Genomic DNA, 26,932 nt, shown 5'->3' on the forward strand with positions numbered 1-26,932 from the left:
AATTACTTGCATATTCATTGAACTAACACCCCACTCAGCCCCATGGGCTGAGTGGATGTTTACTTGCTCATACGAATCGGTGTGCAGCTATTGCTTTTCACGCGGCTGGCGCGGGCCGAGAACAATTTGTCGTCAGCCGACAGATTGGCCCATGCACCCGCGTAGCTGTTCGGAGTAGCAACCAGACCAGCTTGCAGATCACCGTCCAGCTTTTGCAAAACTGAGGCCTTGCCCATGTTGTTGCGCATGTCAGTGATGAAAGCCAGAACGTCAGCAGCCGGAGCATTCACGCCAGAATCGCGCCATTGCATCGAGGCCTCGAAGACGAAGTCATAGGAGGTGTCGATGACGTTGGCACGCTCTGGCGCCACGCCATTCAGCTTGACAAAGCGATAGCCCTTGTCCTGCTTGACACCATTGACGGTCGGCCGAGGATTGTTCTCGCGACCGATGATGCCGAGAGCGTAAGCACCCAGGCCTTCGGCGGTTGTACCCAAGCAGCTCTCAACCACCTGAGTGCTACTGCCTTCAAAGTAACCAGTACGACCGTCTTTCTTGATAACTTGGTCGACCGTGCCAAGGACGGAGCCAACTTTGGTACCTGTGCTCGGAATGTAGTTATCTGCGCCGGCGCAAGGATTGGCCGCGAAATACATGTTGGAGGCTGCTTGAGTACCCGAATTGGCTGTACGTCGGCAAACGTTCACTTGCTTTGTATTGACAGCGGCATCAACGGAACTTGGGATCAAGATGTTCCAACCAACCAAGGTGCTCAGGCTGCCAGACGCTTTGCCTGTCAAGGCAGTGCGCACGAAACCAGCCGGAATGGAGGGTTGCTTGGTAGCATCTTCGTCAATGCCGGAGGCGGAGATGTCGACCAAACCTTGAGCCTTCTGCAAGGCCAGGTAAAGCGACTTGCTGACCGCCACGCCGAAGATACCCTGAGCAACGGAATTCGCGTTCAAGGAAGCGGTTGACAGGCTGGAACCACCATTGATCGGTTGCTGGATCATCGCTGGCTCAACGTCGGACATGCCGACATGAGCAAAGCGCTGTTGTGTGGCATTGCAAATGAAGCCAGCCGATTGGACGTCGACTGCTGGGGACACGCCGCCCGGGGCTGCCGTGCAGTTGCTGTCCACCAACATGTGGAACTGATTGGCACCGTCACCATCGACGCCAGGCGTCAAGGTTGCATTAGCATTGACCAAAGGGGTCACGCCTTGCGCCGAGCCGTCCTTGTCCCGCTTGACGATCAGCACCGGCGTACCAGCAGCCCAGGTACCGACGGCCTGCTTCAGCTTGAAGGCGTACGCGCGGTGATCCTTTCCGCTAGCTTGATAAAAGTACACATCGAAGGTGGCGGGTTGGGCCAACTCTTGCATATAGCCGCCGAGCACCAGGCGCAAGGCCGAGGCACCCGCGACATAGACCTCCTTCAGCGTGCCGTCAGCACGAGCGGCGCTGACTTCAGAAGGGGTGAGGGCGTGGGCCGAACCGATGGTAGCCAGGCAAGCCAAGGCAATGGCAGTGGAGCGAATGATGTTCATGATCTTGAGATCTCGCGTTAGAAGTATTCAAAGGTAGGCATAGCTCCGCCAATCCTGGCAACCACAACAACCAAGGTTTGCTTGCGGCAGTTGGCAAGAAGGCAGATCAAACAAATCGAAGGTCGATCTGACCAGGCTGCTTAAGTCAAATCGGTAGACCCAGAGTCGATCGACATATTCAGCGCTTGATCAGTCGACCTAAGCATCAAGCCTGACGGCGACGGGCCACAAAGCCCACGGCGCACAGACCACCCAAGAGCAGCGCATAAGTGCTTGGCTCAGGGACAGCCGTGGTGATGGTCAAGGTCGAGCCAGCAAATTGAGCTGTCTTACCCAGATCGGTGATGGCGACGTTCTCGAGGCCCGCGTCGCCAGCGGTGGCGATGTTCATCATGAACTGAGTTGCACCGCTATTGATGCCGGCTGTGTTCCGAATGGCACCGTTGTAATTGGCATACCCGCCGGAAACGTCGCCCAATTCACCTGTGGCCAATGCAAGCTCATGGTTGGCGACGGCAACACCGCCATTCAATTGCTTGGCGCGGTTTGCAGCATCAACAAACTTCAGAGCCAGACTTTGAGAGCCATCGTTATGCCGCTCAGTAGTGACGGAGATGGATTTGCTCTGAAAGGACGAAGTCAGGTTGTAGTCACCAAGGTTGAAACCATCCCCTTGGAAGCTGGCCGAAGACACGGCCCACTGCGTATCAGCACCATTCAATGCCAAGAAGGCATTCCACTTAGCACCGGAGAAGTCGAAGGCAGTCGTCTCAGTGATGCTGGCGAGGGTCAAACCAAGATCTTTGGTGTAAGTACCCTTGTCGTTCCAGGCCATAAAGACCAATTCCGGGGAGTCTTCAACATTCACGGCGGCGAAAGCCGGAGCGAAAGAGGCGGCAGCCAGAGCGGCCAAGACGATTTTCTTCAGTTGCATAGTGTTCTCCGTTGAGTACAGAAGTAGATGGTTGATAAATAAATCAATGAACCAAAACAGTTCCAGAACTCGGCGCGCTCTGCTTCGAGAGCAGAGTGCGCAACCGGTCCGCTACGCCTGAACCGCCATCCCCTGAAATACAGCTTCGCTAACAAAACTCGCATTTGGCGGTGGCCATGGGCGCCTGGGTCTTTTGGACCCGACATCAAAGAGCAAAAACAAAGTAGCGAACTACTTGCTAAATCCAACAGGCTGAACTTTGACTGCAGCCCGTGACATGCATACCCGCGCTGTGAGGAAATTCACAATCCGAACGGACTAGGGACTTACACGTGGCATTCAAACGCCGCGCCATTCAGGCCCATTCGGGCCTATTCACCCCAAAGCTCGGCATCAAGCCACCGGCACGGGGGGCGTCTTGACCAACTCAATCGGAGCGCGGTCCAGCAGGTTCATCGACATCGCCCGTGCCACCGCCTGGGCCCGGTTGGCTGCGTTGAGTTTGCGCAGGATCTTTTGAACGTGGTTTTTCACGGTGAGCGCGCTGATGCCCAGCACCTCCCCCACCTGCTGGTTGCTCATGCCTTCACGCAGCCAAGACAAGATCTGCCGCTCGCGCTCGGTGATGCCGCTCTGGCGCGCCCCCGACACCGGGGACGGAGAGCTGGCCGAGCTATTGACCTCGCGCTCCACCACCTGCACCCGCTGCCAAGTCGCGTGGATATGCGGCATCATCAATTCGAGATGACTGCAATGCTGTGCCGTCAGTTGAGCGCTTTGATGAGCAAAGACGAAGAAGCTCTCAATCTCGCTGGGGCGTTGTGGGCGTGACACGCCATGCACCAGCAACTGGTGAAACCCGGCCGCACGCAATCCCGCCAACTGCGGCTGCAAGGCCTGACCCTCCAACTGATCGACACCGACGAGCAAGGGCTTGCAGCGCGCCTCCAACCACATCCCCTGCAACTGCTGCATCAAGACGCAGCGCGGCGCACTCAGGCTCAGCAAGACCTCATCGGCCACGGTCACATTGTTGAAGGCATCAAACACCAACTCGCGCTGGCTGCGCTGGTAGGCACCGCAAATCGCCATCTGGTGCGGAATCAGCAATTGGAGATTGCTCTGCGTCCAGACGAAGAATTGGTAGCGACGCCGCACCTCCAAGGAGGACTCGGCAGCACGCACGATGGCCTCGATGTGGCTGTTGCTCAGCAGCACGGCGTCATTCATTTCTTGTTTGTGCATGATTGGCATGGACGCGATGACAAAAGGGGTAGAGGAAGGTACAGATCCGGGGGGTACCGGCGCGTGGACTGTAGAGAGCGCATATGACCGGGTGTTGAACCTCGGGACGAAATGCAGGGCAGAAAATGAGCCATTCGGACCATGCCCAGTGACGCATCCGACCCTCAGGGATCAGCGGAAGGCGCTTCGGCGCCCTGCGCGCCCGAAGTCGCCGCCGAACTGGGCAACACCGTCGGCATAAAACGCAGCTCAGAAACGCGTGGTTTTGGCGCACTGGCTGGCTGGCTGGCCATGGCTGCACCGGTAGAAAGCAAGAGCTGCCGAGCCCGGCTGTGCACCCCGATGATGCCGCTCATCAAGGCCTGGCCCTCGGCATGCGGCTGCGCCGCGTTCTTGGCGACGCCGCCCTCAGCAGGACCTTCAAGGTGCGACCTAAAGGTGGCAGCCGGCAAGCTCGCTGAGCCAAGAGACGAGGTATCACCCGAGCCTTCTTGCGGCGCGCCGAGTTCTGCAGGCGCCCTCGCCGCCGCAGTCTGGCCGATCAGCAAGACCCAGTCAGGGCGACCAGTGAAGGGGTCAGCGTAGAGCCGGCGCAGATGTCGGCGCGTGGCGCCGCTGCGACGGTCTTCCAGCAAATCCTCCAGCCGCTGCGGCAAAGGGTTGGCACCGGCGGGTGTGGCATGCGCGTAACTGGCCAAAGCCTGGGCAATGGCCGTACCGCGAAAACGCAACTCGGCCTCGCGTTCACGCTGCTGCAGGGTCTGCTGACGCTGACCCAAAGCGGCCAGAGCCACGCCACCCAAGGCGATCACGAAGAGCAGCCACAAATAGGTAAAGCCGCGGCTCTTGGCCCTCCTACCCATGAAATGCTGCTGTGCCCTACCAGTCCGCATACAGACTGCCATCGGGGGCCCGGCCGGGCGTGCCGCTCTTAACATCAAACACCTGACCGGCCATCTCCAGCTCTGCCGGCGGGGGCAGCAGCAGCCAAGCGCTACGGCTACCGCTCAGCGGATCTTCCGGGATCTGACGCAGATAGCGTGCTTCGACCAGTTCCTGCAAGGTGTCTGGATAACGCGCTTTATCGGCGGCAAAGTGATCGATGGCGCTGCGCATCACATTCAGCGAACTGCGCAGCGCATGGCTGCGCGCCGCATCCACCTTGGCAAAGTAGCGCGGCGCGGCAATGCCGGCCAAGAGCGCCACGATGGCCATCACCACAATCAGCTCGATCAGGGTGAAGCCCTGGGCGCGCGTCCGTTGACGAGACAAGGCTTGCATCCCCCTCACCAATCTCGGTAAGGCGTGCCGTCCAGGCCGATGCCGGGCGCCCGCGAATAAACATCGAAGACATCGCGGCCGGGCTGTGGCGAGTCGGCCGGGCTGTCATAGCTGCGTAGTCCCCAGCTCCGGGCGGCGGGCAGATTGCTATCGCCCAGCGGGTCGCGCGGCAGGCGACGCAAGAAGTAGATCTTGCGTCCCTTGGGGTCTTTTTGATCGACCACTCCTTCGACCAGGTTCGTCAAACTCGGCGGATAGCCGCTGGCATCGGCCGGCACCGCGATGCGCCCTTCTTGGCCGGCTTGTTTGTAGGCATCCAAGGCCAGACGAATGCTGCGCAGGCTTTGGCGTAGCTCGCTTTCTTGCTGGCGCTTGTGCACCCAAACACTGAGCGGCTGAGCAGCAGCGGCCAAAATGCCAACGATGGTGACCACCGCCAGCATCTCGACCAAGGTGAAGCCGCGCTGACGCGCCGGCCGAGGCAACTCAGCGCCCCACCACGGCCACATTGGGATCCCCCGAGACCTGCACGGTCAGCGGCTCGCCCTTGGGGCCAGCACCACGCAGATTACTGAGTTCAATGCTGGAACTATTGCCCGCTGAGCCGGGGCGCGCCCGCAGCACCATCACCCGATGACCATGAGGCGGCAGCTCAAAATCAATCACCCCGTTGCTGCCGGCATTGTTGGCCTCGGCGGACATGAACAGAGCAACGTCAAACCGAGCTTCGCCTTCCAGTTTGTAGGGCGACTTGTTGTGCAGCGTCACAGACAAGGTCTCGCCGACATCGGCCTCGCTGCTGGTCTGAATCTCGATCTCCCCTTGTGAGGCAGCAGCTTCCTGCCCGTACTGCGCAGGAGCCGCAGTATTTGGCAATGCGGGCACCTGCACCGGCGGCGCAGCGACCACGCCGCTCGCCCCCAGTCCCCCGCCACCCGTCATCGGCAGCGCCACCGCGCCGCTCGCCCGTAAGCGCGAACCTTCAGCCCCAGGGTTGCCGTCAAAGCCGGAGGACAGCACCGTGCGGCTGGCCTCCGGCAGGTTTAAGTTGCGCAAGACCCTCGGTGTGATCAACAACACAATCTCGGTCTTCTTGCGGTTATCGCCATGCACGCCGAACAGGCGGCCCAGCAGCGGCGCCTCGGACAAATAAGGCAAGCCATTGATGCTCTTGCGGTCTTCGTCGCTGATCAGGCCGGCCAGCACCTGGGTTTCGCCGTCGCGCAGGCGCAGCGAGGTGCTGGCGTTGCGCGAACCGATGCGGTAGGCACTGGTCGGCTGCGCGCCGCCCGAGCTTTCCTTCAGGCCCAGGCTGCTGACCTCGAGGTTGACCTTCATCACCACCTCGTTGTCGAGCTGGATGCTGGGCTCCACCTCCAGCTTGAGCCCCACATCGATATAAGTCACCGCGGTGGAGACCCCCACATTGGCCGTCGAGGTGCTGGTGAAGACCGGCACCTTTTCACCAATCTGGATCTTGGCTTTTTCTTTGTTGCGGGCGCGCAGCTTGGGGTTCGCCAGCACATTGCTAGCACCGGTGCCGCCCTTGAGCTTGGCGGTCAAGACCGGGTTGGCCACCATGCTGCGAAAAGCATTGCGCTGCCCTAACTCGACCACGCCGCTGACACCCGGCAGGCCGTAAGTGACCTCGCCGGGCCAGTTCACGCCGAATTGGTCATCGCGGCTGGTCTCGATTTCCAGCACCTCCACATCCAGCATCACCTCGGGTTCGGGTAGATCCAGGCCGCTAATCAATTGCTCGATCATCGCGACCACCTCGGGCGTGTCGCGCGCCACCAGCAGGTTGAGGCGCTCATCGATGAAGATGTCGCGCGTCTTGGCCATCATGCGCACCAAGGCCTGGGCCTGCTTGACGTCAGCGTTATTGAGATAGAAGCTGCGCGTCACCAGTTCCTGATGCTCGCGCTGTTTGGCCTGTGTATTGGGATAGATCAACACTGACTTGTCGTTCAAGAGTTTGCGCTCGAGCTGCTGGGTCGACAGGATCACCCGCATCGCCTCGTCGAGGCTGACGTCCTTCAAGTAAATGGTGACCTTGGCATCGCCGCGCACATCTTTGTCGAAGACAAAATTGACGCCGGCGCCGCGCCCCATCGCCTCGAACACGGTGCGCAGCGGCGCCTCCCGAAACTCCAGGCTGATCGGTTTTTGAAACGAAGCCGACAAGCCACTGGCCACGACAGGTGGTGCGTACTTCTGGCGAAGCTGTTGGTTCAGAGCCAGGGCGCCCGACTGACCTGGGTCCTCGGCCAACACCTGCTGCACGGCGGCCCGCGCCGCATCGAACTGGCCGCTTTGCATCAATTGGCCGGCCTGGCGCACCCGCGCCTCATGCTGGCGCGCGCGCCGCAGGGCCTGGCGCAGCCCTTTGCTGCGCGGCGAATTGGCATCCACCATTTCCATCTTCAGCAACAAGGCCTCGGCCAGGTCGAGTTGGCCCACCGCACGCGCCGTCTCCGCCTGGTTGGCCAGGGCCAGCAGGCTGCGCTCGCTTTGGCGCGCATAAGCCATGCGCAAGGACTGGTCTTGCGGGCTGGCGGCCGAGGCATCGCGAAGCAGGCGCCATGCAGCCTCTTGTTCTCCGCGCTGCAATAACGCTTCAGACTCACGCAGCGCCGGCGAAGCGCAGCCGGCCAGCAAACAAGCACTCAAGAGCGCCTGAACCAGCGGCCTTGGACGCGCGGCCGGCCAACGCCGATTTGAAAAAACAGGAGTCATGGTGAGGGAGAGACAGTAGATGCGTTGAAGGCGACTCAGTTGAAGGCCAGGCTTTGCTTGAGCCCGCCAGGTAGCCAGGTGAACTGGGCCCCGCCGGGGCCGATGGCATCGAGCCGCCATTGCTGATCCAGGGTTTCGCCGACAGCCAAAACCACGGTGCGCAAGCTATTGCTCAGGACAATGCGCGGGCGCTGCGGCTCGTCCATGCGGCCCACCAACTGATAACTCAGCGGTGGCGCGCTCGGTGGTTCTGGCGCGGCCTCTTCGGGCGCTGGAGCGGGGGCAGGCGCGGCAGCGACAAGCGCAGCGGCCTTCGCCCGTGCGCCCGCAAGCCCCCAGCTTTGCAGCACCACATCATCGACCTCGGGCCAGCCTTCACGCGAACCTGAGGCCAGGGCCGGCGGCCAAGTCGTTGTCGCCCTTGCCTCGGCCCCGGCAGCAGCCGTCGGCGCCAAGGCCTGCGCACCGCGCGCTGTCCGCGGCGCGGCCGGCGCCACTGGCACTTCTTCTTCATCCCGCCCAGCCACCCAGGCGGTGGCGGCCAGGCTCAGCGCCAGCCCCGCCATCAAGAGGCGCCGTCGCCAAGCCGGCGTTGCAGTGGTCGATACAACTGTCATCGCTGAAGCCCCGCCGTATGCGGCGCAGCATTGGGCTGCGGCGGCATCTGCATATGCAGCACCCAAGCAAGTTCGGCACTCAGATCCGGCGCGGCGGGGCGAAGGCGGCGCAGCTTGATAGACTCCAAACTCAAGGCCGGATCGCGCCGCAAGGCTTCTTGCACATAACGCCTAATCTGTTCGTAGTTGCCACTCGCATTCATCGCGATCTTGTACTGGGCCAGCCCCAGGCCCGGCTCGGCTTGGTAGCGAAACTCGCTGCGCGGCCAAGGCAGGCCCATTTCGGTAGACAGGGCCAGCAGCGCGGCGGTGCGCGCCTGACGCTCGCTGTCCTCCGGCAAGCTCTGCAAAAAGGCCTGCGGTGATTCGGTCAGGCTGCGCTGGCCCAGCTCTTTCAGCGCCAAACGGCGCTCGCTCAAGGCCTCGCGTTGGCGCTGCAAGGCGCGATCTTGTGCCGGCAAGCCCCAAAGCAGCAGCGCCAGCGCCAACAGGCTCAACAGCGTCGCGAACAGGCCGGGCCAGCCAAGGCGCGCCAGCAGTTGCCTGGCCGGCGGCGGCAGTTGTTCCCACCATGCATGCAGCTGTTGGGCCTTGAAGCGCTGCCAGACACTGCGCCAGTGGGCAAGCGCCGGCAGGCTCATGCGGGTCTGGGCACTCATCCGCGCGCTCCTGCAGCGCGGCGCCGCACCAACTCGAAACGCAGGCCGGCCGACGCTGCATCGATGCCCGCCCCCTCGGCCAAACCTTCGGGCTTTTGCAATCGCGTCAAGACCACCTCGCCGCCACCGCTCTCGCGCGCCTGCAGCGCCAGCCGGTCGACCAGTTGCATCACCAGATCGGCTTGCGGCGACAGACCTTCCAGGCGCAGCGCTTGCGCATCCATCTCCATGGCTTGCAACTGCAGGCCGGGCGGCAAAGCTTGCTCCACGGCCAACCAGCGACTCGCCCAGTCGGCGCCGGGGCGTGGCCGCAGTTCGGCCGTCAGCGCCCAAGCGCGGCGTTGCAATTCGGGAGTCTTGCTCGCTGAACTCTCTGCCGCCGGCTTGCCCGGCTGCGCCGCACGTCCGGCACCGGCCGCATTCAGCTTGTCCAGCAACAGCCACTGTTCATCCAAGAGTTGTGCCTGCTCGCGCAAGACCTGACCCTGCCAGCACTGCTGCGCCAACAAGAGTGCGGCCATCAACAGCCACAGCCACATCCAGGCGCTGGGCCGCCGCGCCGCCGGCATGAAGTCCGGCTGCGGCCATGCCACGCTACGGCCTAGCGGCACGCTTGCCCATTTCTTGCTCATCAAGCCACGGCCTCCTTGGCCAACCAATGCGCGCCTTGCGGACTGTCGTGCAAGGCTTCGAGCCGGCTCCCCTGCGGCCCCCAGCCCATCAGTTTGGGCGCATGGCTGCTGCCGGTGTCGGGCTGCAGGCCTTGCATCAAGGTTTGCAACTCATGGCCATCGGCCTGATCTAGATAGCGCTGCTGCACCTCCACCAGCTGCCCCTTGGACAGGCGCAACCAACTCAGCATGCGCCCCTCCAACAGGGCCAGGCCCGAGCACTCGGCCTTGGCCCAGGCTTGGTCCAGCGTGGCAGCGATCGCCAGCGCATGGCTCCAAGCCGGCCGCAGCGACAAGATGCGCACCCGGTGCGCCCGCGCTGTGTGGCTCAGGGCCGCCAGGCTGAGCCCGCCCTGCTCCTGCAGGGCCACCGCATGGCGCTGCCCCGCGGCCGGGCCACTGCCCGCTTGCCACAGCGCCAAGGGCCAGTCTTGCGCTGCCGCGCCAAAGTAATGCACAAACTGCAGGCGCGCATAGGCCTTCACCGCCTGCGCATCGGCCAGCGGCATATCGGCCGGCACGCTGACGTTGTGCACCCAGGCGCCACCGACCCAGATGCGCAGCTGCTGGCCTGGGTGGGCTGCACACCAGCTCTCAAAGTCGGGCCAGCTCCGGCCGCTCGCCTGCGCGATCGTGTCGCCTTCATGATTGAAGCTCCACAAGCCGGCTTCGCCCCAGTACAGCGAGGCGACCGGCATGGCACAGGCACGCTGCCAGGCGTGAAAGCGCTGCACCCAGCGCGACAGCAGCCCCGGCCGCGCAAGCGTCGGGGACAAGGAAGTTTGAGGGGCGATTTCAGTCGGCAAGCGTGACACGATCGAGTTCCTCCAATGTGGATTCGCCGCGCCGCACCAGGGCGACTGCAGCCTCGCGCAGCGTGCGCATGCCACGCTCGCGCGCGGCCTCCTTGATGCGACTCATCGCGGCGCGTGCTGCGATGAGGTCGCGTAACTCATCATCCAAGCAGAGCAGCTCCGAGACCGCGCGGCGGCCCTTGTAGCCGGTGCCCCGGCAATGGCTGCAACCCCGGCCCTGCATGAATTGATCGTCCGGCTGCGGGCTCAGGCCGAGGGCGGCCAACTCCGCGCCACTGGGCTCAACCGGCGCGCGGCAATGCTGGCAATTGATGCGCATCAGACGCTGGGCCAAGACTCCGTTCAAGGCGGCGACCACGTTGTAGAGGTCCAAGCCCATATGCATGAAGCGCCCGACCACGTCGAAGGCGTTGTTGGCGTGGACGGTCGAAAAGACCAAGTGACCGGTCAGCGCCGCTTGCACCGCAATCTGCGCAGTTTCGGCGTCACGGATTTCGCCCACCATCACCCGGTCGGGGTCATGGCGCAAGACCGAGCGCAGGCCGCGCGCAAAGCTCAGGCCTTTTTTCTCATTGACCGGAATCTGCACCACGCCGGGCAGCTGGTACTCCACCGGGTCTTCAATCGTGATGATCTTGTCTTGCCCGGTGTTGACCTCGGAGATCGCCGCGTACAGCGTGGTGGTCTTGCCACTGCCGGTGGGGCCGGTGACCAAGAGCATGCCGTGCGGTTGCCGCGCCAAGGCGCGGATGGCAGCGCGCGCCTCGGGTTCGAAACCGAGGGAATCAAGTGTTAGCGCGCCCTGCGCCTGGATCTGCGCCCGGTCCAAGACCCGCACCACCGCGTCTTCGCCGAAGACGCTGGGCATGATGGACAGGCGGAAGTCAATCTCGCGACCCTGCATGCGCAGCTTGAAGCGGCCGTCTTGCGGCAGGCGGCGCTCGCCGATGTCCAGCTCGGCCATCACCTTCAGGCGCGAGACCAGCTGCTCGGCCGCCAAGCTGCCCTCGAGGTTCTTCACCTCCAGCATCACACCGTCGACTCGAAAGCGCACCTTCAGGCCGCGCAGATGGGTTTCAAAATGAATATCGCTGGCGCCGTCTTGCAGCGCGTCGTACAGCGTCGCGTCCAAGAGGCGCAGCACCGGGCTGGCCTGCTCGCTCAGATTCAACGCCGACAGTTCCTGCGCCTGCGCGCCTTCGCTGCCATCGGCAAAGGCTTCGCCCAGGTCTTGCAAGGCGCGAAAGTCCAGTTCACCGGCGCCCAAGGCCGCGTCCAGTTCCGCCGCGCTACAAGGCACCCAGCGCAGCGAGCGCTTGAGCCGTGCCTCGACGCGTTGCAGCAGCATGCCGTCCAGCGCCCGGTCCGCCAGCAAAGCCAAGCGCCCGAGCGCAGAAACAGCCATCACCGCGCGCCAACGTTGCGCCTCGGCCTGGCTCCAAAGCTCAAAGCTCAGGCTCCACGGTCCTTCCTCCAGCGGCAGTCGCGCCAGCGCGGCCTGCGCCGTCAGCTCAACATTCAAGACCGCACTCAATTGACCTGCTCCACCAGTTGGAAGATGGGCAGATACATCAACACCACCACGGTGCCGATGACCAAGCCCATCAAAAGCATCAAGACCGGGTTGATCAAACGTGTGACCAACTCACTCAAGCGGGTCAGCTCCTCGTCATAAAAGGCAGCGGCCTGGGCCAACATCAGGCCCATTTCGCCGCTGCGCTCGCCGACACGCAACATGCGCAGCGACACCGGCGTGCCCAGGCCCTCGCGCTCCAGCGTCATCGACAGGCGCTCACCGGTGCGAACGCCTTCGATGCAGCGGTCCAGCTGCGGGCGCAGATGCGCGGCAATCACACCGCGCGCCGTCTGCAGCGCCGGCACCACCGGCACACCGGCCATCAAGAGCATGGCCACACTGCGATAGAACTGCGCCAGAGCCAGCAAGTGCAGCTTGGCGCCCAGCACCGGCAGGCGCCACAAGCGCGACAAGACCGCCTGCCGCAGACCGCGCTGCCAAGCCATGATTGGGCCAAGCAAGAGCGCCGCACCCAAGCCCATCACCGCCCAGGGGTGCTCGCCGCTGAACTGCCCCACCGAGATCAACATCTTTGACGCCCAGGGCAGATCGCCGCCAACGCCCTCCAGCAAACCGGCAAAGCGCGGCACCACAAAAACCAACAAGAACACCACCACCGCCGTGCCCGCTGCGATCAAGGTGGCCGGGTAGATGGCGGCCGCCACCAGCTTGCTGCGCAACTGCTCGGTCCAGGCCAGGTACTCGGCCTGCTCGGCCAAGGCGCGGTCCATTTGGCCGCTGCGTTCGCTGGACTCCACCACCGCGATGAAAAGCCCGTCAAAGGCCTGCGGCTGGCTGCGCAAAGCGGTAGAGAAAGACTCGCCCAGCTGGATGCGCGCGATCACGCCGTCCAAGGCCTCGGTCACGCCGCTGCCCTGCTGCTGTTCTTCTTTCTGTTTCAAGGTCACCAAGGCTTCCAACAGAGGAATACCTGCTTTCAGCAACACCGAGAGCTGCTGCGCAAACTGCCGCAAGGGAAAGCGCTGCGCCGCGCGGGCTTGGCGTGTCTCGCTCGCCCCTGCCCCTCCGGCCGGCAAAAGCGGATGCACCGAGATCAGCGCCGACGGCGCCACGCGCAGCGCGGCGGCCACGGCTTGCGCGTCCGCCGCCTCCACCTGAGCTTGCGCTGGGCGCCGGGCGGCGTCGAGATAACTGACCAGATACTGGGGCATGTGTCTTGGGAAGCGGAGACGAATCGAGGTCGAATCGAGGAACAAGCAGCAGCTCGCAATGAGCCGAAGGAGCTATGAAAGTGAGGCAGCTTAAGAAAACCCTGTGACTGCGCCATGAAAGACAGATTTGTGACGCTTCGCCTCTCAAGCTCGGTGGGTGGTTTGAGCCGTTTGAGCCATGGACAAAGGCTTTGTCACAGGCAATTCATGCGCCGGCGATACCTTGAGCGGATGAAGACCTCACACGCCAAACCCCTCACCTTTGCGCGCAGCCTGACTGCAGCCAGCCTTGCTCTGTTGAGCCTGAGCGCACTGCTTTCGCCTGCCGCTGCAGCAACAAGCACAAGCTCATCAAGCCAGGCCACCAAAGCGCTGCAAACCAGCAGCCAAGGTCTGCTCGTACAGCTGCAGCCCTCCGCCAAAGCGCCTGAAGCCGAAGTCAAACGCCTGCTGGCCGAGCTGAAGCTGCCCCTGCACTACAGCCGCAGCCTGGGCAATGGCTGGCATGTGCTGGAAGGCACGCAAGCCGCTTTGCCGCGCAGCGAAGCCAGCGCGCTGGCCGAGCGCCTGCGCGCCGATGCGCGCGTGGCTTTTGTCAGCCTCAATGGCCGCGAGCAGCGCGCCGCCGTCCCCAATGACAGCTTGTTCCGTCCCACCGACGGCAAGAATGCGCAGTGGTGGTTGGACGACTACAACGCCAGCAGCAACCCGGCCGTCGCGAACTTCACCAAGGCCTGGGATGCCGGCGTGGGCAACGGCTCGCCCATCGTGGCGGTGCTGGACTCAGGCCTGGTGGATCACCCCGAGTTGCCGCCCGGCAAGCTGGTGGCCGGCTATAACTTCGTCAGCAAGATTGAATACGCGAACAACGGCGTTGGCCGCGGCGTCAGCACCGTGGACCCGGGTGACGCGCTGACGCAAGCCGAGTTCGACGCCAACAAGGCGCTGTGGGACGGCTGCGTGGTCAACCCCACGAACAGCTGGCATGGCACTTTGATCGCCGGCCAGATCGGCGCCAACACCAATGACGCCAAGGGCGTGGCCGCCATCAACTGGAACGCCCGGGTGATGCCGGTGCGCGTGTCGGGCAAATGCGGCGCCGCTGTCTCCGACATGGTGGACGGCATGCGCTGGGCGGCAGGCTTGAACGTGACCGGCGTGGCGCTGAACCCCAACCCCGCCAAGGTGTTGATGATCGGCTATGCCGGCCTGACCTCTTGCGATATTGCCGATCCCGACAAAGATGTGGCCGCCGCCGCCAAGCTCTACACCGACACCATCAACGAGCTGCGCGCCAAAAACGTGTTGATCGTGGCCGCCGCAGGCAATCTGCGCGGTGCCGTCGGCCGGCCCGCCAACTGCGCAGGCGTGTTGGGCGTGACCTCGGTCAACAAACAAGGCTTCAAGTCCATTTACGCCAACTTCGGCAAGCAAATCACCCTGGCCGCCCCGGGCGGTGACCAGGACAACGGCGCCACCTGCGACTCAAGCGTAGCGGATACCGGCATCGTTTCGACCTACAAGCCGAATCTGAGCGCGACGCCGGCGACATACCACGCCGCCGTCAGCGGCAGCAGCTTTGCCGCGCCCCAAGTGGCCGGCACCGCGGCCCTGATGTGGGGACTGAATCCAGCACTGACGCTATCCCAAGTGGAAGCCGGCCTAAAAGCCAGCGCTCGGCCCCATGTGCTGGCGCCCGCCCTGGGCTACTGCACCGCGACCAACAAGAGCCGCTGCACCTGCACCGCCGACACCTGCGGCGTCGGCCTGCTGGACGCTGAAGAGGCGATGAAGTTTGCAGCCGCCCCCACGAGCTATGCCGCACCGAAGCGCAATGCCGTGGTGGTGGAGAGCGACTCCCTGAAGGCCTGCGGCAAGCTGCAAGGCAGCACCGCATTCACACCGCCGGCGCCAACGCCCGATCCAACTCCGACGCCTACCCCGACGCCAACTCCGACCCCGCCCCCAACACCTGAGCCTTCGACCGGTGGCGGCGGTGGTGGTGGCGCGGCTTCGCCTTGGTGGGTTGGGGGTTTGGGCCTGGCCGTGGCCGTGCTGCGTCGCCCCAGAAAGGTCCATGCGATCCAGCGTTAGCCTGATGGAAGCGGGGCCACATGAGTCGCCCCGCGCTCAAAGTGAATTTGCACTGCTTTTCCTTTGCTTTTCGTCAAAGCGCTGTCACAAACCCACTGCACAATAGCGTTCATTCGAGGCAACAACAACCGGCTGCAGATTGGGCAGAGTTCTGGAACCCGTCACCAGAGCCAAGAATACCGTCGCCATGTGAGCATGGTGTCCGGAAGTCAACAGGGCCACAAACCGCAAGGGGGTGGCCCTTTGCTTTTGTGGCGCCGGTTTTGGCAAGAGGCCTCAGCATGAACGCCTGAACCAGTCCTCAGCCTCCTGTGGCGTGCACGCCGCATTGCGCGATCTGCCTTGACAAGCGTAAGTCAGACTCGGCACACTGCGCCCTCCATTCGATGCCACCCCGGCATCTGAAACCACCAACCCACTGAGAAGGAGCACACCATGCATGCAACTGATATTGCCCCCAATGCGTCGGCCCTGCTTCTGCAGATGGGCGCTTGCCGCTGAAGTTCCCTCATCTCTTGGTTCAAAACTGACGCCAAGCTTGAGCGGACACTGAACTGAACTGAACTGAACTTCACTTCAGCTGATAAGCAAGCCTGCTTGCCTGATTGAGCAGCACCGCGGTCTCAGCGAGACCTGCGGCCGACGCAAGACTTTCCTCAGCAGCCCCGACAGCGCCCACTCGCGCTGCCGGCCTCTCACGCCTGCACCTTCTTCAAGGCTGCGGCGTGTTGGAAACGTACGACCGTCTTTTCATCACCATGCTGAACAGCAACACAAGCACCACCAACATCACCAACACTCAATTCAACACCGACACAGGGATTGAATCCCTGCAGCCCTTTCGCAGCTTGGGCTTGAACCCCAGCGCCCTGTGGCCGGCCCTGAGCCAGCTCGACTGGAGCGATGACGCGCAGCTCTGGCGTGTGACCGAACTGCATCGCGACCGACTGGGCCTGCAAAGCTGCAAGTCCGACGCGGCCTTGAATGCGCGGGTCTTACCCGCTTTGAGCCAAAGCCTGGCCAGCCAAGGCGAGAGCCTGGCCGTGGGGGACTGGGTCTTGGCGCGCCGCAATGCAATGAACGAGCTCTGGGTCCATGCCCGCGCCACACCGCTCAACACCTTGAACCGGCGCGACCCCGAGGGCCGCCGCCAGGCTCTGGTCAGCAATGTGGACTTGGCACTGCTGGTCATGGGCTTGGACCACGACTTCAAGCTGGCCCGGCTGGACCGATATTTGGTGCTGACGCATTCCGCTGGGGTGCCGGCCGTGGTGGTCTTGACCAAGGCGGATCAATGCCCGGATGTGGTGACGCGCATCGCGCAGGTGCGCGCGCATCTGGCCGGCTCGCCCGGTGCGGTGCTGGAGGTGCTGGCGCTCGACGGTACCGCGCCGAGCAGCCGCCAGGCCCTGCTGCCCTGGCTGGGCCTGGGGCAGACCTTGGTGATGCTGGGCTCCAGCGGCGCGGGCAAGTCAACCTTGAGCAACACCCTCAGCCAGACAGCGCAACAGCAGGTGGGCGGCGTGCGTCTGGACGACAGCCGCGGCCGCCACACCACCACCGCGCGCAGCTTGCAGCGCTGCGTGGGCGGCGCCTGCATCATCGACACGCCGGGCCTGCGCAGCCTGCAACTGGACGCCGACGAAGCGGCCGTGCTGCGGGCTTTTGACGATGTGCAAAGCCTGGCTCAGGCCTGCCGCTTTCGCAACTGCGCCCACCAGGGCGAGCCCGGTTGCGCGGTGCAGGCCGGCCTGAACGCGCAGCGGCTGAAGAGCTTTCACAAGCTGCAGCGTGAGGCCAACCGGGAGCAGATGACGCACCTGGACCGCCAAGAAGCATTGGCCAAATGGAAGACGATTGCGCGGGCCAGTCGCGCCGTCATCAAGTCCAAGCGCGGCTGACAGCACGGCCTTGCAAGCGGCGCGGTGAAGCAACATGCATGCGTGCGACACTGCGCCGCTTCCAACACCCATGGAGCGACAAACGATGAGCCCTGCCGAACTCACCCAGGCCCAATTGCTGGCCTATAACGCCAAGGATCTCGAGGCCTTTGTGGCCTGCTACAGCGAGGATGTGCGCGTCTGGCGCAAGCCGGGCGAAGCGCCGAGCTTGCAAGGCCGCGAGGCCTTTCGAGAAAGCTACCGCAACGGCCCTTTTGCACAGCCCCAGGTACAGGCGGAGATTGCCCAGCGTATCGTGATGGGCAATACCGTGATCGACCATGAGTTGGTGCACGGACGCGGTGGCGACCAGCCGCAGCAGGTGGCGGCCATCTACCGTTGCCGAGACGGGCTGATTGCCGAGGTTCACTTTTTCTCGCCCGATTGAAGGCCGACGCCGCCGAGCCGCAAGCCGGGTAAAGAAGTTAAAACGTGGGTGGGCGGGGCAGAAAATACAGCGCAGGTATGCGATGCTGCGCACCTGCGCAAGCACCCATCCTCATCGTCAACCCCATTGAATAAAGGCATAGAGAGTTTCGCCGCCGCAGGCTCTGTCAGCCCTTACGCCCAATCGATTCCTCTCTCATGCTTGATCTTGATCTCTCCCGCCCCTCGCAATCCCGTCGCAACATGAAGCACGCCCAGCGACTGAGCCGCTGCATCGCTGCCCTGCTGCCCTTGCTCGCGACCAGCCTAGCCCAGGCCCAGGCCCAACCCCAGCCCGTCAGCGGCGCTGCGAACGAAGCGCCGCAAGCCCCCAGTGCTGCGGCCAGTGCCGCAAAGAGAACCTTGTCGCCACCGGCAAAGCCTGCCAGCGCCAGCAAGACCAATGAACAGCCGGCTCAGCTGGAGCGTGTGGAACTCAGCGGCAAGGCCAGCGATGAGGCCGCGCGGCGCGCCTCCACCGCCTCCAAGATCGTCATTGGCCGCGAGGAGATTGAACGTTTTGGCGACTCCAGCGTCGGCGAGGTGCTCAAGCGCCTGCCCGGCGTGACCACCGGCGGGCGGCCAGGCCGTGGCGGCGAGGTGCGCATGCGCGGCATGGGCAGCGGCTATACGCAAATCCTCGTCAATGGAGAGCGGATGCCGCCGGGCTTCTCGCTCGACCAGTTGCCACCCGAGCAGCTTGAGCGCATCGAGGTGATGCGTGCCCCCACCGCTGAATACGGCGCGCGCGGCGTGGCCGGCACCATCAATGTGGTCCTGCGCGAGGCCCTGGCCAAGCGCCTGAATGATTTAAAACTGGGCGTCTCATCGGAGCGCGGCCGGCTGCGCCCCAATGCCAGCTGGAGCCGCAGCGACAAGCTCGACGAGCATGGCGGCGCCTACACCTTGAGCATCAACGCCCAGCAAGGCGATACGCTGGACGACCTCAACAGCCTGAGCCTGACGCGCAATCTGAAGACCCAGGCCGAATCGAGCTTGCTGACCCAGGGCCGCACCGAGGCCTCGCGAAAGAGCTTGAACCTCAATGCCCGCTTGCAGTGGAAGTTAGGCGAAGGCGAGAACTTCAATCTGCAACCTTTTGTCAACGCCGCTCGCGGCAGCAGCGACAACGCCCAGACCTTCAGCCGCACGCCCCCGCAGCCGGGCGACGGCAGCTATTACTTCGACCGTTCCAACACGCACAGCGACACCCGCTTTGATATGGCCCGGCTAAACGCCCAGTGGACCAAGGCCTTGGATGAAAGCCGCCGCATTGACCTGCGGGCCGGCCTTGGCCGCGCCCACGCACTCGGGGACACGCTGACGCAGGAATACCTGGGCGCGCCCGGCTCTGCCGCCATTCGCACCCAGCAAGACCATACCGACAGTCGCGACAGCAATTGGAGCTTCAACGGCAAGTACTCGCATCAACTGGAAAACGAACACAGCCTGGTGGCGGGCTTGGAGAGCGAAGGCACCCAGCGCAATCAAACACGCGACTGCCTGCAAAACGGTGCCACCTGCCGGGGCCAACTGGAGTTTGGCGATGAGCTCTCGGCCAGCACCCAGCGCTTTGCCGCCTATGTGCAAGACGAATGGAGCTTGGGCAAGCAATGGTCCTTCTACGCCGGTCTGCGCGGCGAGACGATTGCCACGCGCAGCCAGAGTAGCGCCCAGGAGGTGAAGAACCGTTCCAGCGTTTGGACTCCGCTCTTGCATGGCGTTTGGAAGTTTGACGAAAAGAGCCGCGATCAGATCCGCGCCAGCCTGACGCGCAGCTACCGCTCACCCAATTTGCAGGACTTGATCGCCCAGCCCTCGATCAACAGCTTTTATCCCTGCCCTGACGGCCAGCCCTGCGGCGCCAACAGCTACGACCACCCTGACCGCGCCGGCAACCCAAATCTCTTGCCCGAGTTGGCCACCGGCATTGACCTGGCCTACGAGAACTATCTGAGCAAGGGCGGCATTCTGAGCGTGAGCGCCTTTGCGCGCCAGATCAGCAATCTGATCCGCAATGACACCCGGCTGGAAAACGTCAGCTGGGCCAATACGCCACGCTATGTGACACGGCCGCAAAACATCGGCAATGCCAAGACCTACGGTGTGGAGTTGGAGGCCAAGTTCCGGCTCGACGAGTTCATCGACGAGGCCTGGCCGGTGCAGGTGCGCAGCAATCTGAGCATATTCAGGTCTTCGGTGGACGGCATTCCCGGCCCGAACAACAAGCTCGACCAGCAGCCCAGCGCCACCGCGAACCTGGGGGCCGACTACCGCCTGCGCAGCCTACCGCTGAGTCTGGGCGGCAGCATCAACTGGACGCCGGCCAACACAGTGCAGCAAAGCCGAGAGACTGAAGCCAATACCAGCCGCAAGATCGTGCTGGACGCGTTTGCACTTTGGAATATCGACCGCGATATGTCGCTGCGTTTGTCAGCCAGCAATCTCGCGCCGTTGGACTACAGCAATGGCAGCCAAACCCTCACCAGCGACAGCCTGATCACCAAGAGCAGCAACGGCGCCAGCTACACGCAGTGGCAGCTGCGCTTGGAAATCAAGATCTGATCAAGCCCATCTGCGCTACGGCAATGGTCAAGAACAAGGCCCCGAGCCCGCCGACGGCGAGCAAGAGGGCCGAGCTGAACCACAGTTCGGCCCAGGTACCGATCTTGGCTCGCGGCCCTTGCCCTGGCCGCTCGACGTTGAGCACCGGCACCCATTGGCCCAGCTTGGGACCGGATATAAAGCTCGTCACTCGGCTGCGCAACTCGGCGCGCTGCCCATTGGCCAACTGAAATTCAACCCGGTAGTAGCGCATCACGCGACCAAAGCGCAGATAGCGCCACTCGCCAATGACCGCGCCCCGAACGAGGTAGGCGCAACGCAGGAAGAAGAGCTGGCGTAGCGCTGAAAGCAAGCCCGACAAAAGCACAAGCAACACGGCGAAGGCCAGCATCAAGAGAGAAAACTCAAGCATCGCGATGCTGGCGCAGCGTTGCAGCCAAACGGGGCTGGGCTTCTAGCTCGAGCGAGCTTTGAAAAAACTCCGGCTGGTTCGCTTGCAAATACGCCCGGCTGCCCAACCACTGCGAAACCACCACAGCCAAGAAGGCCAAAGCACCGGGCTCGGATTCATGCAACAAGGGCCCAAAGACATCCGCAAACACCGCCCAGGCCTGATGCAGCTTGGCGCGCGCGGCGGCCTTCACGGCCTCATGCGCGGCTTGCTCAGGGCTGGTGGTCCATTGCGCGGGAAAGTCGCTGACCGACACTGCGGCGTAACAGTTCGCGGCGATGTAGACCAGGCCTCGCAAATGCTGAGCGCGCAGGCTGGGCTCCGAAGGCAGCAAGCCAGACTGCGGATACTGCAAGCCCAAGTGAATCAGGATGGCCGCACTCTCGGACAACACCGTGCCATCCGCCAAGCGCAAGCTGGGGATCTGCCCCAGCGGGTTCACTTGCAGCAACTCTTGATAGCGGGACTCGGGCTCCCACGAGGACGCTTGAATCAGTTCATAGTCCAAAGCACTGGCCCGCAAAGCCATCTCGATGGCCGCAGAACCAGAACCTCGACTTCCATAGAGCGCAATCGACATTCGGCGAACCTCCGCAAGACGCGTGACGATTGTCGCGGCTACGCGGCGTTCTCGCTCTTGCTCGTCAAATGCTTATCAAACCCGGATGCCTCAACTCGGTGACCGTCACCGCAAAGCGCTCATTGCCGGGCATTCGGCCGCTTTGCTGGCCAAGCGCGACAAAGCCGGCTTTTTGGTAGGTGGCCAAGGCCGCCAGATTGCCGTCCAAGACCTCGGCTGTCAGCGGCGCAGCGGTCTCTTGAAGCACCGCCTGTATCAACTCCGAGCCAATACCTTGGCCATAGTGGAGCGGATCCACATAAAGCCAAGCCAACTCGTCCGGCGTGAAGGCAACAAAACCGAGCACCCGGCCCTCCACTTCGGCAAGCCGAATGGCGTAGTCGAAAAAGTCTTCGTTCTCTGCCGTCTCTGCCAGCGTCAGAAAAGCCTGGCTCAGCCCGGCCGAGGCCAGTTCATCGCGCCGCGCAGCATCGTGAATCTCACAAACGCGAGGCCAATCGGCGTCGGTATAGGGTCGAATTTTCATCATCAAATCACTCTCAAACAGCAAGCACGCGCCCTGATCGAACGCTGCCCTGTCTCAATCAAGGACGCTCTCGATAGCCCAGCAGTCTTGCGGGCAAGAACAAAAGCGTCCTCAGCAAGGCAAATACCGCTTCGACGCTGATGCCGATCAACCTGAAGGGCAGGCTCAACAGCCATATCAGCGGCCACAAGATCAGCGCCAGCAAAGCCAAGGGCCAGCACAGAACCAAGAGCACCAGCCACAACAAGAACTTCATCGCCAGCCTTTCTTAGTTGACGCTCAAAACAAGCCTCAAGGCCGGGCTTGAGTACGCGAGGCCGGCCATGGTAAGAGCCGAGCGTCACCGGGTTCGCGCCTTTTGCGATGAACTGCAGATTCAGTGCGCTGATCGGCATCTGGCCTGGAGGCAGGGAAAAGTCCGAAGACATACCGACAAACAATGCCATTAGGATGCAGCAACACTCAACTGCGACGTATGTCATTTCCTTTTCCACATCGTCTGCCCGCCCATCGGCTTGGATTGATTGCGCTACTCGTTCTCCTGAATGCGTCCGCACCGGTGCATGCGAGCCCCGCCACGGCCGGCGACTCCAAAGACGAGGTCTTGCGCAACTCCATCGGCATGCAGTTTGTGCGCATCCCGGCAGGGGAGTTTTTGATGGGCAGCGAAGAGTCCGTTGAAGCGCTGGCACGAGCCTTTCCGGCGCTGGAGCGAGAGCGATTCGAGATGCTGCGAGACGAAGGCCCGGTGCACCGGGTGCGCATCAGCAAGGCTTTTGCGATGGGGGCTCATGAAGTGACCGTAGGCCAGTTCAAGCGCTTTGTGCAAGCGTCCGGCTATGTGCCCGACTCAATCCGCGACGGCACCGGCGGCTACGGCTACCGGCGTGACTATGACCCTGCCACCACGGAGCGCGGCGATGCCTTCGAAGGCCGCAAGCCGCAATACTCCTGGCTGAACCCCGGATTTACGCAGACCGACGATCACCCGGTCGTCAACATCACTTGGTTCGACGCGGTGGCGCTGGCCGACTGGCTGAGCAAGACCGAGGGCCAGCGCTACCGCCTGCCCACCGAGGCCGAATGGGAATATGCCGCCCGTGCCGGTACGCGCACCCGTTTTCACTCCGGCGACGCCCCCAGCTCGCTGCTCAAGGTGGCGAATGTCTTCGATGCCGACAGTGCGATCAACTGGCCGCAATGGCAGACCCGCGCGCTGCAGGGTCCGGATGGCAAGGGCGATGGCTTCGCCTTCACCGCGCCGGTCGGCTCCTTCGCCCCGAACGCTTGGGGCCTGTACGACATGCATGGCAACGCCTGGGAATGGGTGTCGGACTGGCACGATGACGACTACTACGCCAAGTCCTCCGCGCAAGGCCCGGCGGTCGACCCACAAGGCCCGTCCAGCGGCGATGTGCGGGTGCGGCGCGGCGGCTCCTGGCACACCTGGCCCTTCTACGCCCGTTCGGCCTATCGCAACTGGAACGCGCCGGAAACCCGCTACACCCTGCTCGGCGTGCGCCTGGTGCGAGAAATCAGCGCCGAAAATCCAGGCCGCTGAGCCCTCCGGGTGACGCGGGGCGGCAGCTTCAAGCCGCGCTGATCAGGTGGGCGGTCTCGGGGCTATCCAGGTGTGGCAAGGTGTTGAAGGTCTGTAGCGCCAAGCGTTTGGGGCCAAGGCTGAACTCGCTGAAGGCGCTATTGCGCAAACGCAGGTTCAACTCGATCACCGACTCGCTCGGCATGGCCAGTACCTGGCCAATGGCGACACTGATGGGCCCTCCGCTCGACACCAGCAAGACCTGACCCTCGCAATGCTGCCGCACATGGGCCAAGGCCGCCGCCACGCCGGCAGAGAACTCGGCAAAACTAGGCATGCCCTCGGGCTGGCTTTGGCCCGCCATCCAAGCCCTCAGACCCTCGCGCAGCCAACGGAAATATTGGCGTGCCGCTTCGGCATTTTGCGGCCGCGGCAACGGCGTTGAGGCGCCCTGCACGCTGCGAATCAAGGCCTCGCTGTCGTATTCATTCAGCTCAGGCCAGATCTGTGCTTGCAAGAGGCGGTCTGGACTCAGGCCTTGCTGGATGGCCGCCAGCGACTGCGCATGCCGCCGCAGTCCGCCGCTCAGCACCGCGTCAAAGCGCATCTGACGCGCCCGCCAGTATTCGCCCAACAGCCGGCATTGGCGCTGCCCGAGCTCACTCAGCTGGTCATAGTCGTCGGCACCCAATGAAGCCTGGCCATGTCGAACAAGGTAAAGAGTTCCCATCCGCGCATCATCGGGCCGACGCTGCTAGCCGCTTGTCGCGTCGGTGACCTTGGCCCCCTCTGCGCGGGGCAACGACTCAGTTCGACGCTGCGCCAAACCCTCCATCGGATTGATCCGCGGGGCCACCCAGCCGGCGCCGCAGCAGTTCGCAAGCCTCAGCCGGGCCACTCACCCCGAGCTTGCACCACAGTTGCTCCAAACCACCATGCACCAAACCTGGGCTCGACGCCAAAAGAGCCACCAATTCGGTGCCCGGAGGGCCCTTCAACAGGCCAAACAACAACTCGGCCTCGCTCTCGCTGAGGGCAAAGCTGCGCATCAAGCTGTCCATCAAGGCGGCATCATCGGCCTCGCGCAAGACGATCAGCCACTGCCCTTCACCCAGCACATCGGCATCGACCTGATGCAAGGCGCAGCACAGTCGCTTGCGGGCGGATCGCAGCGGCTCCATCGGCGCAAGCCTGTCTTCCCGCGCCCACACACTCAGGTCTCGCGCAGGCGCGCCGGCCCGCCGCCGCAAGGCCTCTCGATGCAACCACAAGAGCAACTCGGGCGGCAAGCAGCCGCGCTCGAAATGCCCGCCGGGGAAATACTCGGCCATCAGGCTGCGCGCCAAGGCGCTGTGCCAGGTGCAGCGGCCATTCAATTCGGACACTGTCAGGCTGGCATAGCCAAAGGCATCCAGCGCCGAGCGCACCTTGGACTGTGGCTGAGGGGTGGCGGCGTCGCTGTTGATCACCTTGGGGGTGTCACGGTGGGTGACGCTGTCGCTGTCCATATCGGCAATCATGTCGGGCGGGTTCGCGGCTGGCTTCATATGCAGCAAAGTAACGCAAGCCTCATGCCTCCCTTGAGCGAGCGCACTGCGCCGGGCACCAAGGCCGGCTTGACGCCTTGAACATCGCCCCGCCCGCATCATCCGCAATTGGCCTTCTTTTCCAGGCATCAAATGAGGCCTGCAAGGCTGACGCTGAGCCGGACTTCGGGCACCATGGCGACAGTGCGTTGGCATGCCCTGAGGGCGGCCGACCTGCGAGATACTTCCCGGCTTTACAAACACACCTCAACCCAAGACCGCGCGCCCATGGATCGATTGGCCGAGCAAGTGGTGATATGGCATAACCGCCATCCGCTCGCAAAACGGATCACCATTTATGACGTCCACACGATAGGCGTCGTGGCCCTGCCCTTTATGCGCAGCGGGCCGGCCGGCGGCATGGGTGAGGCAGCTCACCCCGGCGACCCCAGAGGCCACATTGAGCCGGTATTGACCGACGAGATTTCGCCCGAAAGCCTGGCCGCGGCCTGGGACGACGAAAACACCGTGGCGGCCAACACCAACGCCGCCCATCTGGACGCATTGGCCGATCAAGAAGCGCCGCCCTCGGCTCAGCAGACGGGCCCGAAATGGCGACAGCTGCTGGCTCGCCTGGCCTTTTGGCGGCGCGGCAACTCGGGGTCGGGCGGCTTGGATAGCCAGATTTGGCCCGCCTTCAGCGAGCGTTTCGTGGCCTCGCTCTCACCCAAGGCGGTGGCTCGCTTCGCCCAAAAACACGGCTATTCCACCCAGCCCGGCGACGCCAGCTGGCCGCTGCGCATCGTCTCCATCGATGACCGACTGATGAGCCGCGGCGGCAAGAGCAGCGGTGGCGCTTGGCCCTTCGAGCTGTACCTGACCAGCGCCGCCATCGATGCCGGACGCTCGCGCAGCCGCGTCTTGGTCGGTCGAGGTGGGCTGCAGGCGCAGATCCTTGGTCATCGCTGCCTCAGCGTGCCGCGCCTGGCCTTGTTGGGCGTCGTGCTGCTGGGCCTGGCGGGCGTTGGCACCGTGCTGCTGGTGCCGGGCGTATTGGTCAAAAAGGGCGAAGACAAGATCGAGGTGCCCGCGGCTCATGAGGCTCATGAGGCCCATGCGCCGGCAGCATCGGCGGCTTCTGGAGCGGCGGCCTCGTCCAACGCTGCGAGCGAGCCCTCGGCCGAAGCCATCACAAACACCGAGCCCGCCGCCTCGGACGCCGCAGCAGGCGAGGCGGACAAGGCAGCGTCCAAGGCAATACCCCCGACACTTGATCTGGCCGCCAGCGCCGCGGCACAACGCGAGGCCATTGCTGCGGCCGCTGCCGAAGCCGCCTCTGCGGCGGCAGCCAAAGCCGCGGCCGGCAAGCAAAGCACCGAGGCTGAGGCTAACCCCAGCACGGACAACGGCCCGCCGCGACCCGACATCCGTCCGCTGTTCATCAAGCCCATTCCCGGCCGAAGCGCCCGTCCCTTGCTCGCCCCGCCGCCCACCGAAGCACCCGCCGCCGCGGAGGACGCGGCCAAGTCAGACAAGTCGGATAAATCAGATAAATCAGACAAGAGCAAGACCGACGCCGGCAAAACAAGCGACAAAGATGCTGCAACTGCAACGGCTAAAGCGGGTGCTGAAAAACCAAAAAGCAAATCAGATGAGAAGCCCGCCGGCAAGAAGGGCGCGCCGGCAGACGAACCCAGCGCGGTGATCAACTCCGCGGCAGGTTTGGGGGAGAAACTCGATGGCCGCGCATCGGCGCGAGTCGCCAGCCTGGCCAACAAACCGGTGGTCGCGCTGGTCGGTCCGGTCAGCGCCAGCAAAGCGGAAGCCGAGGCAACGCTGGAGCGCATGCGCTCAATGGTGGCGCCCACCCAGTCGAGCCGCAGCCCCTTGCAGGCCCAGGTCTTCCAGACCCCCGAGGGCTATCGCCCGGCGGTCTGGCCCTTTGCCAGCCGCGAAGAGGCGCAGCTGATCAATGCGACGCTGGTCGCCCGCGGCATGCGCACGCGGGCGGTGGATTTCTAAGAA

At 63.4% G+C, this 26,932-nt stretch carries 25 protein-coding genes; 6 read left to right on the top strand and 19 right to left on the bottom strand.

Going from position 1 to position 26,932, the window contains the following annotated elements:
• Positions 1-59 precede the first annotated feature (59 nt).
• The 13 genes from WG899_RS09175 to WG899_RS09235 all read right to left on the bottom strand — a co-directional run bounded on the left by WG899_RS09175 (position 60) and on the right by WG899_RS09235 (position 13,259).
• Positions 60-1,409: a hypothetical protein gene (locus WG899_RS09175; protein WP_339595330.1), complete on the bottom strand. Its 1,350-nt coding sequence runs from the start codon at positions 1,407-1,409 to the stop codon at positions 60-62.
• Positions 1,410-1,755: 346 nt separating this feature from the next.
• On the bottom strand, positions 1,756-2,484 hold the full coding sequence (locus WG899_RS09180) for a PEP-CTERM sorting domain-containing protein (protein ID WP_339595331.1): 729 nt from the start codon (positions 2,482-2,484) through the stop codon (positions 1,756-1,758).
• A gap of 393 nt (positions 2,485-2,877) precedes the next feature.
• On the bottom strand, positions 2,878-3,729 hold the full coding sequence (gene epsA, locus WG899_RS09185; protein WP_339595332.1) for an XrtB/PEP-CTERM-associated transcriptional regulator EpsA: 852 nt from the start codon (positions 3,727-3,729) through the stop codon (positions 2,878-2,880).
• A gap of 164 nt (positions 3,730-3,893) precedes the next feature.
• Complete coding sequence (locus WG899_RS09190; RefSeq protein WP_339595333.1) at positions 3,894-4,592, bottom strand: type II secretion system protein; 699 nt, start codon at positions 4,590-4,592, stop codon at positions 3,894-3,896.
• A 16-nt stretch (positions 4,593-4,608) separates the two neighbouring features.
• A complete protein-coding gene (locus tag WG899_RS09195; RefSeq protein WP_339595334.1) occupies positions 4,609-5,010 on the bottom strand; it encodes a type II secretion system protein in 402 nt (133 codons plus the stop codon).
• Positions 5,011-5,015: 5 nt separating this feature from the next.
• Positions 5,016-5,519: a type II secretion system protein gene (locus WG899_RS09200; protein ID WP_339595335.1), complete on the bottom strand. Its 504-nt coding sequence runs from the start codon at positions 5,517-5,519 to the stop codon at positions 5,016-5,018.
• Complete coding sequence (locus tag WG899_RS09205) at positions 5,497-7,683, bottom strand: secretin GspD/PilQ domain-containing protein (RefSeq protein WP_339595336.1); 2,187 nt, start codon at positions 7,681-7,683, stop codon at positions 5,497-5,499. Before WG899_RS09205 ends, WG899_RS09200 begins: the two co-directional genes overlap by 23 nt.
• Positions 7,684-7,784: 101 nt before the next feature.
• Positions 7,785-8,366, bottom strand: coding sequence for a hypothetical protein (locus WG899_RS09210; protein ID WP_339595337.1), 582 nt, complete (start codon positions 8,364-8,366; stop codon positions 7,785-7,787).
• On the bottom strand, positions 8,363-9,025 hold the full coding sequence (locus WG899_RS09215; protein WP_339595338.1) for a hypothetical protein: 663 nt from the start codon (positions 9,023-9,025) through the stop codon (positions 8,363-8,365). Before WG899_RS09215 ends, WG899_RS09210 begins: the two co-directional genes overlap by 4 nt.
• Positions 9,022-9,657, bottom strand: a complete 636-nt coding sequence (locus WG899_RS09220) for a hypothetical protein (protein ID WP_339595339.1) — start codon at positions 9,655-9,657, stop codon at positions 9,022-9,024. The genes WG899_RS09215 and WG899_RS09220 overlap by 4 nt, the downstream gene beginning before the upstream one ends.
• Positions 9,657-10,472 carry a hypothetical protein gene (locus tag WG899_RS09225; RefSeq protein ID WP_339595340.1) on the bottom strand — a complete coding sequence of 272 codons (816 nt, stop codon included), beginning with the start codon at positions 10,470-10,472 and terminating at the stop codon, positions 9,657-9,659. Before WG899_RS09225 ends, WG899_RS09220 begins: the two co-directional genes overlap by 1 nt.
• Positions 10,473-10,491: 19 nt before the next feature.
• On the bottom strand, positions 10,492-12,033 hold the full coding sequence (locus WG899_RS09230) for a GspE/PulE family protein (RefSeq protein WP_339595341.1): 1,542 nt from the start codon (positions 12,031-12,033) through the stop codon (positions 10,492-10,494).
• A gap of 8 nt (positions 12,034-12,041) precedes the next feature.
• Positions 12,042-13,259, bottom strand: coding sequence for a type II secretion system F family protein (locus WG899_RS09235; protein ID WP_339595342.1), 1,218 nt, complete (start codon positions 13,257-13,259; stop codon positions 12,042-12,044).
• A gap of 231 nt (positions 13,260-13,490) precedes the next feature.
• On the opposite strand from WG899_RS09235, the gene WG899_RS09240 reads away from it, so the two are divergent.
• From WG899_RS09240 to WG899_RS09255, 4 genes are all read left to right on the top strand, one after another.
• Entirely contained in the window at positions 13,491-15,353 is a 1,863-nt protein-coding gene (locus WG899_RS09240; RefSeq protein WP_339595343.1) for a S8 family serine peptidase, read from the top strand.
• A 725-nt stretch (positions 15,354-16,078) separates the two neighbouring features.
• A complete protein-coding gene (gene rsgA, locus WG899_RS09245) occupies positions 16,079-17,254 on the top strand; it encodes a ribosome small subunit-dependent GTPase A (protein ID WP_339595344.1) in 1,176 nt (391 codons plus the stop codon).
• Positions 17,255-17,339: 85 nt separating this feature from the next.
• Positions 17,340-17,681 carry a nuclear transport factor 2 family protein gene (locus WG899_RS09250; protein WP_339595345.1) on the top strand — a complete coding sequence of 114 codons (342 nt, stop codon included), beginning with the start codon at positions 17,340-17,342 and terminating at the stop codon, positions 17,679-17,681.
• A gap of 242 nt (positions 17,682-17,923) precedes the next feature.
• Complete coding sequence (locus tag WG899_RS09255) at positions 17,924-20,284, top strand: TonB-dependent receptor plug domain-containing protein (RefSeq protein ID WP_339595346.1); 2,361 nt, start codon at positions 17,924-17,926, stop codon at positions 20,282-20,284.
• Here WG899_RS09255 and WG899_RS09260 read toward each other — a convergent pair.
• From WG899_RS09260 to WG899_RS09275, 4 genes are all read right to left on the bottom strand, one after another.
• The gene (locus WG899_RS09260; protein WP_339595347.1) at positions 20,274-20,696 is read right to left on the bottom strand and encodes a hypothetical protein; all 423 of its coding nucleotides are present in this window, start codon (positions 20,694-20,696) and stop codon (positions 20,274-20,276) included. The genes WG899_RS09255 and WG899_RS09260 overlap by 11 nt on opposite strands.
• Entirely contained in the window at positions 20,689-21,315 is a 627-nt protein-coding gene (locus WG899_RS09265; RefSeq protein ID WP_339595348.1) for a glutathione S-transferase, read from the bottom strand. Before WG899_RS09265 ends, WG899_RS09260 begins: the two co-directional genes overlap by 8 nt.
• Before the next feature lie 64 nt (positions 21,316-21,379).
• Positions 21,380-21,844, bottom strand: a complete 465-nt coding sequence (locus WG899_RS09270; RefSeq protein ID WP_339595349.1) for a GNAT family N-acetyltransferase — start codon at positions 21,842-21,844, stop codon at positions 21,380-21,382.
• A 55-nt stretch (positions 21,845-21,899) separates the two neighbouring features.
• Positions 21,900-22,097, bottom strand: a complete 198-nt coding sequence (locus WG899_RS09275; RefSeq protein ID WP_339595350.1) for a hypothetical protein — start codon at positions 22,095-22,097, stop codon at positions 21,900-21,902.
• Between the two features lie 219 nt (positions 22,098-22,316).
• On the opposite strand from WG899_RS09275, the gene WG899_RS09280 reads away from it, so the two are divergent.
• The gene (locus tag WG899_RS09280; RefSeq protein ID WP_444718829.1) at positions 22,317-23,402 is read left to right on the top strand and encodes a formylglycine-generating enzyme family protein; all 1,086 of its coding nucleotides are present in this window, start codon (positions 22,317-22,319) and stop codon (positions 23,400-23,402) included.
• Positions 23,403-23,430: 28 nt separating this feature from the next.
• Here the strand turns inward: WG899_RS09280 and WG899_RS09285 are convergent, their stop codons facing one another.
• Both WG899_RS09285 and WG899_RS09290 read right to left on the bottom strand, forming a co-directional pair.
• Positions 23,431-24,111, bottom strand: a complete 681-nt coding sequence (locus tag WG899_RS09285; RefSeq protein ID WP_339595352.1) for a histidine phosphatase family protein — start codon at positions 24,109-24,111, stop codon at positions 23,431-23,433.
• Positions 24,112-24,187: 76 nt separating this feature from the next.
• Positions 24,188-24,928 carry a hypothetical protein gene (locus WG899_RS09290; RefSeq protein WP_339595353.1) on the bottom strand — a complete coding sequence of 247 codons (741 nt, stop codon included), beginning with the start codon at positions 24,926-24,928 and terminating at the stop codon, positions 24,188-24,190.
• 267 nt (positions 24,929-25,195) lie between these two features.
• On the opposite strand from WG899_RS09290, the gene WG899_RS09295 reads away from it, so the two are divergent.
• A complete protein-coding gene (locus WG899_RS09295) occupies positions 25,196-26,929 on the top strand; it encodes a hypothetical protein (protein ID WP_339595354.1) in 1,734 nt (577 codons plus the stop codon).
• Positions 26,930-26,932 lie beyond the last annotated feature (3 nt).

Origin of the sequence: Paucibacter hankyongi (assembly GCF_037482915.1) — a bacterium.
Lineage (GTDB): Bacteria > Pseudomonadota > Gammaproteobacteria > Burkholderiales > Burkholderiaceae_C > Paucibacter_A > Paucibacter_A hankyongi.

Excerpts from the sequence above, each read along its gene's own strand:
- WG899_RS09265 (WP_339595348.1), bottom strand. The coding sequence starts at position 21,315 with ATGTCGATTGCGCTCTATGGAAGTCGAGGTTCTGGTTCTGCGGCCATC.
- epsA (WP_339595332.1), bottom strand. The coding sequence starts at position 3,729 with ATGCACAAACAAGAAATGAATGACGCCGTGCTGCTGAGCAACAGCCAC.
- WG899_RS09290 (WP_339595353.1), bottom strand. The coding sequence starts at position 24,928 with ATGAAGCCAGCCGCGAACCCGCCCGACATGATTGCCGATATGGACAGC.
- WG899_RS09195 (WP_339595334.1), bottom strand. The coding sequence starts at position 5,010 with ATGCAAGCCTTGTCTCGTCAACGGACGCGCGCCCAGGGCTTCACCCTG.
- WG899_RS09270 (WP_339595349.1), bottom strand. The coding sequence starts at position 21,844 with ATGATGAAAATTCGACCCTATACCGACGCCGATTGGCCTCGCGTTTGT.
- WG899_RS09280 (WP_444718829.1), top strand. The coding sequence starts at position 22,317 with ATGTCATTTCCTTTTCCACATCGTCTGCCCGCCCATCGGCTTGGATTG.
- WG899_RS09295 (WP_339595354.1), top strand. The coding sequence starts at position 25,196 with ATGGATCGATTGGCCGAGCAAGTGGTGATATGGCATAACCGCCATCCG.
- WG899_RS09285 (WP_339595352.1), bottom strand. The coding sequence starts at position 24,111 with ATGGGAACTCTTTACCTTGTTCGACATGGCCAGGCTTCATTGGGTGCC.
- WG899_RS09260 (WP_339595347.1), bottom strand. The coding sequence starts at position 20,696 with ATGCTTGAGTTTTCTCTCTTGATGCTGGCCTTCGCCGTGTTGCTTGTG.
- WG899_RS09275 (WP_339595350.1), bottom strand. The coding sequence starts at position 22,097 with ATGAAGTTCTTGTTGTGGCTGGTGCTCTTGGTTCTGTGCTGGCCCTTG.
- WG899_RS09190 (WP_339595333.1), bottom strand. The coding sequence starts at position 4,592 with ATGGGTAGGAGGGCCAAGAGCCGCGGCTTTACCTATTTGTGGCTGCTC.
- WG899_RS09255 (WP_339595346.1), top strand. The coding sequence starts at position 17,924 with ATGAAGCACGCCCAGCGACTGAGCCGCTGCATCGCTGCCCTGCTGCCC.
- WG899_RS09235 (WP_339595342.1), bottom strand. The coding sequence starts at position 13,259 with ATGCCCCAGTATCTGGTCAGTTATCTCGACGCCGCCCGGCGCCCAGCG.
- WG899_RS09200 (WP_339595335.1), bottom strand. The coding sequence starts at position 5,519 with ATGTGGCCGTGGTGGGGCGCTGAGTTGCCTCGGCCGGCGCGTCAGCGC.
- WG899_RS09180 (WP_339595331.1), bottom strand. The coding sequence starts at position 2,484 with ATGCAACTGAAGAAAATCGTCTTGGCCGCTCTGGCTGCCGCCTCTTTC.
- WG899_RS09250 (WP_339595345.1), top strand. The coding sequence starts at position 17,340 with ATGAGCCCTGCCGAACTCACCCAGGCCCAATTGCTGGCCTATAACGCC.
- WG899_RS09240 (WP_339595343.1), top strand. The coding sequence starts at position 13,491 with ATGAAGACCTCACACGCCAAACCCCTCACCTTTGCGCGCAGCCTGACT.
- WG899_RS09210 (WP_339595337.1), bottom strand. The coding sequence starts at position 8,366 with ATGACAGTTGTATCGACCACTGCAACGCCGGCTTGGCGACGGCGCCTC.
- WG899_RS09215 (WP_339595338.1), bottom strand. The coding sequence starts at position 9,025 with ATGAGTGCCCAGACCCGCATGAGCCTGCCGGCGCTTGCCCACTGGCGC.
- WG899_RS09220 (WP_339595339.1), bottom strand. The coding sequence starts at position 9,657 with ATGAGCAAGAAATGGGCAAGCGTGCCGCTAGGCCGTAGCGTGGCATGG.